Origin of the sequence: Rhodococcus sp. (in: high G+C Gram-positive bacteria) (assembly GCF_049591685.1) — a bacterium.
Lineage (GTDB): Bacteria > Actinomycetota > Actinomycetes > Mycobacteriales > Mycobacteriaceae > Rhodococcoides.
This window is the reverse complement of sequence record NZ_JBAWFH010000095.1, coordinates 1-6,955: the sequence shown is the minus strand read 5'-3', so window position 1 is coordinate 6,955 and position 6,955 is coordinate 1. Positions and strand designations below refer to the sequence as shown.

Sequence of the window (6,955 nt, the reverse complement as noted above, 5' to 3'; positions counted from 1 at the left end):
ATCGTCGCCATCGAGGGCGGCGACACCGGCGACGCCAGGCTCTGCGCCGCCGAGGCCGGTGGGCTGCCCGCCGCTGCGGTGCGTGTGTGCCTCGTCGACGAGCTTCCGCGGACCTCCACTGGCAAGCCGGATCTGCGGGCAGTGGCTCAGATCGCTCAGACCCCGGCCGAAGCCGCACCGGATGCAAACACCGACGCAGTGAAAGCGTTGTACGCCGACATCCTGCACTGCGCGAACGTCACCGACGACAGCACGTTCGTGAGCCTGGGCGGCGATTCGCTGTCTTACGTTCGTGTCTCGATACGCCTCGAGAAGATGTTCGGTCACCTCCCCGAGAATTGGCACACCACCCCCGTCGGCGATTTCGTCGCGTCGACGAGATCACGCCGCGGCTGGCAGCGCATCGAAACCAACGTCCTGCTGCGCGCACTCGCGATAGTTCTGATCGTCGGATCGCACATCCATCTGTTCACGGTCCTCGGCGGTGCGCACGTGTTGCTCGCTATCGCCGGCTACAACTTCGCCCGCTTTCACCTCAGCGCGTCCGAGCGCAGCGAACGTACCCGCCGGGTGCTCGTGGGTATCGCAAGGATCGCCATTCCCAGCATGGTGTGGCTGGGGGTCGTCATCGCCGTCACCGGCGACTACCGCGTCACCAGCGCCCTGCTGCTCAACGGGATCCTCGGCCCGGATGGTTGGTCGAACGAATGGCGCTACTGGTTCGTCGAGGCGATCGTGTACATCGTTCTCGCCGTCGCCGCGGTGCTCTACGTTCCGAGTATCGACCGCCTCCAACGTCTGCAACCGTTCTGGTTCGCGATGGGCGTCGTGGGTCTCGGTCTGCTCACTCGGTACGGGGTCATCGACGTCGACGACGGCCGCAATCGCATCCTGACCGCGTCCGTCGTGTTCTGGTTGTTCGCCCTGGGTTGGGCCGCAGCGCAGGCGAACACGGTCGTACAGCGCCTCATCGTCACTGCAGCGATCGCACTGACGGTCCCCGGATTCTTCTTCGGCGAGACAGAACGAGAAATCTTCGTCATCGTGGGGCTGTCGCTGCTGGTGTGGCTGCGATCGGTCCCCTTCCCGAGCGCGCTGAGTCGCGTAGCCGAAGTGCTCGCGAGCGCCTCCCTGTACATCTACCTCACTCACTTCCAGGTGTATCTGCCGTTGCGCGACGACCACCCGTGGTTGGCATTCGTGCTGTCGATGGTGGTCGGCATCCTCTACTGGCAAGCGGTGACCTTTGCCCTCGGTCTACGGCGAAGATTCGGGGGCATCCGTCATCCCTCGGGTTCCGACATCGGAGTCCGAACCAGCGCCTGAGTTTCTCGACACGGGTTGCGACGCCGATCGCTGCGGTAACCGTCACCGGTCACGTCCTCGTCGACCGATTGCGAGTTTTCATGCCCCGTCCCGCCGAACACCCGCACCGCAGCAGCGCGCACGCGAGCCGACGATGACGGGCACCTTCACCTTCATCGGCAACGCGACGGCGCTGATTTCTTTCGGCAACATCACCCTGCTCACCGTTCCGAACTTCTTGCACGCCGGGCAGTACGCCTAGGGGACGCGATGAACAAGGGTTTGACCCTCCGCATGAACCAGTGCCCGGTCAAGAGGCAGTGGCCGCGACTGTTCGTACACATCCAGAACGTCTACCTGAAACCGAGTGAGATTGTCACACATCGCATTCCACTCGAACACATCGCCGACGCGTACCACATCTTCTCGGGCAAGGCTGGCGAATGCATCAAGCCCATCATCGTCCCGAACGCCGGATAGGAGTAGCCATGCCGTACTCGGCCGACACACCGTCCCGCGCCAAGTCCAGCGAGGAACTGCCAAACACCATCCCGGGCTGGGGCGTTGATCTCGACCCAGCCAACCGTCCGAACCTACCCGCGCGAGCGGTTCGCCCCCGACGTCACCGGCGCCCACTGGGACATCCCCGACCAGCAACCGGGTTGGGAGGGGCGAGCAATCCATCGAGCACGGCCGCATAACACCGGTGTTCGGCACGTCGGCACCGCTGCACGGACTCTCCGGCAAGGTCCGCCGGTTCGCCTACCGCTACATCGAGGGGCGAGCCGCACACTGGCTGATCCTCCTCGCCGGCGGGGCACACACTGGTCCTGGACGTCGGCAACGCCGTCCAGGACACGTGGCTACAAACAGAACGGCGAACCGATGCACTCGTTCGACAAGAACTACTGGGAAAAGCACTGGGATGGCGCGAAGAATCAGCTCGCACCCACCAACCCCTACATCGTCGACGAGACCCGCGACCTCACCCCCGGCACGGCATTGGACGCCCACCGCGAAGGAAAACACCAGGACACTCAACGCGCCCAACGGACGGCAGAAAACGCTCCGCGACGTCGTCGTGCGTGCCACCCGTCGTGCGTGCCACCCGTCGCGCCTGACCGCAGCCGTGCCACTCCGGCCCCGAGTGTTCACTTGACCTCTGATTAGTCAGCGGTCAATATAGACGGATGTCGAATCAATCTGTTGCATCCGCGGACGGCCAGTGCTGCTCGCCTCTGCTTCGCGAGCCGCTGTCCGTGGACTGGGCCGGCGACCTCGCAAAAATGTTCAAAGCCCTCGGCGACCCCGTTCGCCTGCGCCTCCTCAGCCTCGTCGCCAGCCACGCAGGCGGGGAAGCGTGCGTCTGCGACATCTCCGATTCGTTCGACCTCTCGCAACCGACCATCTCGCATCACCTCAAGGTGCTCCGCGAAGCCGGGTTGCTCGACTGCGAACGCCGAGGCACCTGGGTCTACTACTGGGTCAATCCGACTGCACTGCAGCAACTCTCGTCCGTCCTGGCCGATGCAGACCCGACCAGTGACGACGCGCTGGTGACAGCATGAGCGCGCCCACCGTCGTCGGTAAGTTGTCGACGCTCGACCGATTCCTCCCCGTGTGGATCGGAGTCGCGATGATCTTCGGGCTGCTGCTCGGCCGCCTCGTTCCCGGCCTCGACGAGGGACTCTCCGCCATCTCCGTCGACGGTGTCTCACTGCCGATCGCCATCGGCCTCCTGATCATGATGTACCCGGTGCTCGCGAAGGTCCGATACGACCGACTCGACTCCGTCACCGGCGACAAGCGGTTGCTCGCAGGATCTCTGGTGCTCAACTGGGTGCTCGGACCCGCGTTGATGTTCGCCCTCGCATGGATGTTCCTGCCCGACCTCCCCGAGTACCGCACCGGCCTGATCATCGTCGGACTCGCCCGCTGCATCGCCATGGTCATCATCTGGAACGACCTCGCCTGCGGAGACCGAGAGGCCGCCGCCGTACTGGTGGCAATCAACTCGGTGTTCCAGGTCATCATGTTCGCCGTACTCGGATGGTTCTACCTGTCGGTGCTGCCCGGCTGGCTCGGTCTCGAACAAACCACCATCGAGGCGTCTCCGTGGCAGATCGCCAAGTCGGTGCTCATCTTCCTCGGCATCCCACTGGTCGCCGGATTCCTCTCCCGCTACCTCGGCGAACGCACCAAGGGCAGAGACTGGTACGAATCGACATTCATCCCGAAGATCGGACCGTGGGCGTTGTACGGCCTGCTGTTCACGATCGTCGTTCTCTTTGCACTGCAAGGTGATCGGATCGCATCACAGCCGTGGGACGTCGTCCGCATCGCGCTTCCGTTGCTGGTTTACTTCGCCGTCATGTGGGGCGGCGGTTACGCCCTCGGCGCCGCCATGGGTCTCGGTTACGAACGCACCACGACGCTCGCATTCACCGCGGCAGGCAACAACTTCGAACTCGCGATCGCCGTCGCCATCGCCACGTACGGCGCTACCTCAGGCCAAGCCCTCGCCGGCGTCGTCGGGCCACTCATCGAAGTACCCGTCCTCGTCGGCCTCGTCTATGTCTCACTTGCACTGCGTAAGCGATTCACGCCCCAGTACGAAAAGGAATCCTGATGCCCTCCACCCCCAGCGTCCTGTTCGTGTGCGTCAAGAACGGTGGCAAGTCGCAGATGGCCGCCGGACTGATGAGGAAGGCCGCAGGCGACACCGTCGAAGTGCATTCGGCGGGAACGAAACCCGGCGGGGCCGTCAATTCACTCGCCGCGCAGTCACTACTCGAAGTCGGCGTCGACCTGACCGGTGAGACGCCGAAGCCGATCGACCCGGAGTTGCTCTCTCGCGTCGACTACGTCGTCACGCTCGGCAACGAAGCGAAGGTCGACGTCGTCGACGGCCCAACCTACCTCGAATGGGATACCGACGAACCCTCCGAGCGGGGCATCGAGGGGATCGAACGCATGCGCCTCGTCCGCGACGACATCGCCCGGCGCGTAAGCGAACTCAACGCGCAGATGCACAGCTGAACGACCAACCCCAGGGAGATCTCTGCCATGACCGAATACCCAGTAGTGGTGATCGGCGCGGGCCCCGTAGGACTCGCAGCCGCAGCACATCTCGTCGAAACCGGTTCCGATGTCGTGGTTCTCGAGCGTGGCGCGACCGCCGGTTCGGCCGTCGCACAGTGGAACCACGTACGACTGTTCTCCCCGTGGTCGGAGGTCGTCGACCCCGCGGCCGCGCGACTGCTCGAAGCCACCGGGTGGACGGTACCCAACGGCGACAGCTACGCGACGGGACGCGAATGGACGGAGCGCTACCTCGTCCCACTCGCCGCCGCCCTCGGTAACCGAGTGCGAACGGACTCGGAAGTCGTCGGAGTCGCACGGCGAGGCCGAGACCGTGTCGTCGACGCCGGCCGAGACACCGAGCCGCTGTCGGTGCACGTGCGTCACAGCGATGGCCGTGAAGAACGCGTCCTCGCCCGCTCCGTCGTCGATGCATCCGGCACGTGGGAATCGCCCAATCCACTCGGCAGCGAGGGGGTGCCGGCTATCGGAGAAACCCTCGCCGCCCGGCACATCGACTACCGCGTGCCCGATCTCGCCGACGCGCAGACCCGCGCCGCGTACGCCGGTAAGCACACCGTCATCGCCGGGAGTGGACACTCCGCGCTGACCGCGATCATCGCGTTCGCCGAACTCGCAGCCGAGCACACCGGCACCACGCTCACGTGGGCCCTCCGGCGGGGCGTCACCGACACCGTGTTCGGCGGAGGCGCAGCGGACGAACTTGCCGCACGCGGTGCGCTCGGCCAACGCGCCAAGAAGGCCGTCGACGACGGATATCTGAACGTCGTCTCCGGATTCCGTACGGAAACGGTGGAGACGGACGACGGTCGGCTCGCGCTTGTCTCCGACAAGAGCCGCCGGATCGACGGCGTGGACCGAGTGGTCGCGCTGACCGGCTTCCGCCCCGACCTGTCATGGCTGTCGGAGGTACGGCTGGACCTCGACCCCACCCTGCAGGCACCGAGGTTCCTCGCCACACTGATCGACCCGAACATTCACTCGTGCGGAACCGTGTACCCGCACGGGGTCGACGAACTGACACAGCCAGAGCCAGGTTTCTACCTCGTGGGAATGAAGAGCTACGGACGCGCACCCACATTCCTGGCAATGACCGGCTACGAACAGGTCCGCAGCATCGCAGCAGAACTCGCGGGCGACTACGACGGCGCCCGTCGCGTCGAGTTGACGCTCCCCGACACCGGAGTGTGCGGGGGCGCAGGGCTTTTCGACGACGCGAACGCCGACGCAACAGCAGGCGGCGGATGCTGTGGTGCCCCGGAACCCATCAGCCTCGGGCGGATCAACAGCTGACCACTACCTTCGGATCAGTGATTGCGCAGGGCGTCGATGAGCTCGTCCTTCTTCATCTTCGAATAGCCCTCGACGCCGAGCTCCTTCGCGCGGTCGGTCAGTTCGACGACCGTCCACTCGTCGTATGAAGGCGATTTACCACCCTTCTTCCCGACATTTCCGCGGCCCTCGTTGGCGGCAGCATTGGAAATCCGTGCGGCCTTCTCCTTCGAATTACCCTCGTCGCGCAGCTTCTCGTACAGGTCCTGGTCCTTCAACTGCGGCTTGTCATCGGGCTTTTTCTCATCGGACTTTTCGGCAGGCATCGTCTCTCCCTCCGTTGGCAGAAATCCACTATTTCGCGGTACCCGAGGGAGTAGAGAGTAAACGCCCCGTCAGACGTCTACGGTGAAGCCGAGATCGACGTCGCATGCCGCCCGACCACCCCGAATGCCCCAATTCTCGGTGGGATGATCCCGGACGATGACCGTGACGTGGTTGCGCGGAATCCCGACGACCTCGAGCCCCTCCACCACGCCCGCATACAGCCGCCTCTTGGCATCCGCCGAACGCCCGGCGTAGCAATCGACCGTCACCAGGGTGTAGAGATCCGGGTTGCCGAGCGTCGGTGGTACCGCGAAGCGATGGGGCTCGTGCACCACCAATCGAATGTGCTTGTCGACCTCGGGGATCTTGAACGCGGCCACCATCGCGGCGTGGACGGCGTCGATGATGGCGGTCTCGATGTCGCGGTCGTGACTGCATCGGGTCTCGATCGTGGTGAACGGCATGCGGAAGTGTTGCATTCCCGCACCGTCCGCGCCACCCTGTTTCCACCGGAATCACCGCTGAAGGGAATGTCGATGGCCTACGACGTCGAACTCGCAGAACGCGTCCGAAGCGCTCTCTCGGATAAGCAGAACGTCCGCGAAACGAAGATGTTCGGCGGTCTCGCGTTCATGGTGAACGATCAGATGGTCGCGTGCGTGAAGATCGGCGGCGGCGCCCTGCTCGTCCGCGTCAGCCGAGGCCGTGACGCCGAGTACCTCGAGTCCGCGGGTGCCCGACGCGCCGAAATGGGGAAGGGCCGGTCCATGGGCGAAGGCTGGATCACCGTCGACGGCGACGCACTCACCCAGCAGGGTGCCCTGGAGTTCTGGATGGGCGCCGCCCTCGAGTACAACGCGGAGCGCATCGAATAGTTTGTGTCGGTGGGTGGTTGTACCTTTCCCACCATGCAGAAGTTGGGGGACTTCGACACAGCACACACGCTGTC

At 64.5% G+C, this 6,955-nt stretch carries 8 protein-coding genes and 1 pseudogene; 7 read left to right on the top strand and 2 right to left on the bottom strand.

Translation table 11 applies throughout. From position 1 onward, the window contains the following. The 6 genes and pseudogenes from WBQ44_RS04355 to WBQ44_RS04330 form a co-directional block, all read left to right on the top strand. Nucleotides 1-1,326: acyltransferase family protein (locus tag WBQ44_RS04355; RefSeq protein ID WP_495565508.1), on the top strand; the 1,326-nt coding region annotated here is incomplete at its 5' end. A 228-nt stretch (nt 1,327-1,554) separates the two neighbouring features. Beyond that, nucleotides 1,555-1,785: pseudogene (locus tag WBQ44_RS04350) on the top strand (glutathione-dependent formaldehyde dehydrogenase); the annotation flags it as partial. A 710-nt stretch (nt 1,786-2,495) separates the two neighbouring features. Next, nucleotides 2,496-2,873 carry an ArsR/SmtB family transcription factor gene (locus tag WBQ44_RS04345; protein ID WP_495565507.1) on the top strand — a complete coding sequence of 126 codons (378 nt, stop codon included), beginning with the start codon at nt 2,496-2,498 and terminating at the stop codon, nt 2,871-2,873. Next, complete coding sequence (gene arsB, locus WBQ44_RS04340) at nt 2,870-3,934, top strand: ACR3 family arsenite efflux transporter (protein WP_495565506.1); 1,065 nt, start codon at nt 2,870-2,872, stop codon at nt 3,932-3,934. Before WBQ44_RS04345 ends, arsB begins: the two co-directional genes overlap by 4 nt. Further along, on the top strand, nt 3,934-4,344 hold the full coding sequence (locus WBQ44_RS04335) for an arsenate-mycothiol transferase ArsC (protein ID WP_495565505.1): 411 nt from the start codon (nt 3,934-3,936) through the stop codon (nt 4,342-4,344). The genes arsB and WBQ44_RS04335 overlap by 1 nt, the downstream gene beginning before the upstream one ends. 27 nt (nt 4,345-4,371) lie before the next feature. Further along, complete coding sequence (locus WBQ44_RS04330) at nt 4,372-5,700, top strand: FAD-dependent oxidoreductase (protein WP_495565504.1); 1,329 nt, start codon at nt 4,372-4,374, stop codon at nt 5,698-5,700. 14 nt (nt 5,701-5,714) lie between these two features. Here the strand turns inward: WBQ44_RS04330 and WBQ44_RS04325 are convergent, their stop codons facing one another. Together WBQ44_RS04325 and WBQ44_RS04320 are read right to left on the bottom strand one after the other, a co-directional pair. Continuing rightward, entirely contained in the window at nt 5,715-6,005 is a 291-nt protein-coding gene (locus WBQ44_RS04325; RefSeq protein ID WP_495565503.1) for a DUF7218 family protein, read from the bottom strand. 69 nt (nt 6,006-6,074) lie between these two features. Then, on the bottom strand, nt 6,075-6,470 hold the full coding sequence (locus tag WBQ44_RS04320; RefSeq protein ID WP_495565509.1) for a tautomerase family protein: 396 nt from the start codon (nt 6,468-6,470) through the stop codon (nt 6,075-6,077). Between the two features lie 6 nt (nt 6,471-6,476). On the opposite strand from WBQ44_RS04320, the gene WBQ44_RS04315 reads away from it, so the two are divergent. Beyond that, nucleotides 6,477-6,881 carry a TfoX/Sxy family protein gene (locus WBQ44_RS04315; protein WP_495565502.1) on the top strand — a complete coding sequence of 135 codons (405 nt, stop codon included), beginning with the start codon at nt 6,477-6,479 and terminating at the stop codon, nt 6,879-6,881. Nucleotides 6,882-6,955 lie beyond the last annotated feature (74 nt).

Excerpts from the sequence above, each read along its gene's own strand:
- WBQ44_RS04345 (WP_495565507.1), top strand. The coding sequence starts at position 2,496 with ATGTCGAATCAATCTGTTGCATCCGCGGACGGCCAGTGCTGCTCGCCT.
- arsB (WP_495565506.1), top strand. The coding sequence starts at position 2,870 with ATGAGCGCGCCCACCGTCGTCGGTAAGTTGTCGACGCTCGACCGATTC.
- WBQ44_RS04335 (WP_495565505.1), top strand. The coding sequence starts at position 3,934 with ATGCCCTCCACCCCCAGCGTCCTGTTCGTGTGCGTCAAGAACGGTGGC.
- WBQ44_RS04330 (WP_495565504.1), top strand. The coding sequence starts at position 4,372 with ATGACCGAATACCCAGTAGTGGTGATCGGCGCGGGCCCCGTAGGACTC.
- WBQ44_RS04325 (WP_495565503.1), bottom strand. The coding sequence starts at position 6,005 with ATGCCTGCCGAAAAGTCCGATGAGAAAAAGCCCGATGACAAGCCGCAG.
- WBQ44_RS04320 (WP_495565509.1), bottom strand. The coding sequence starts at position 6,470 with ATGCCGTTCACCACGATCGAGACCCGATGCAGTCACGACCGCGACATC.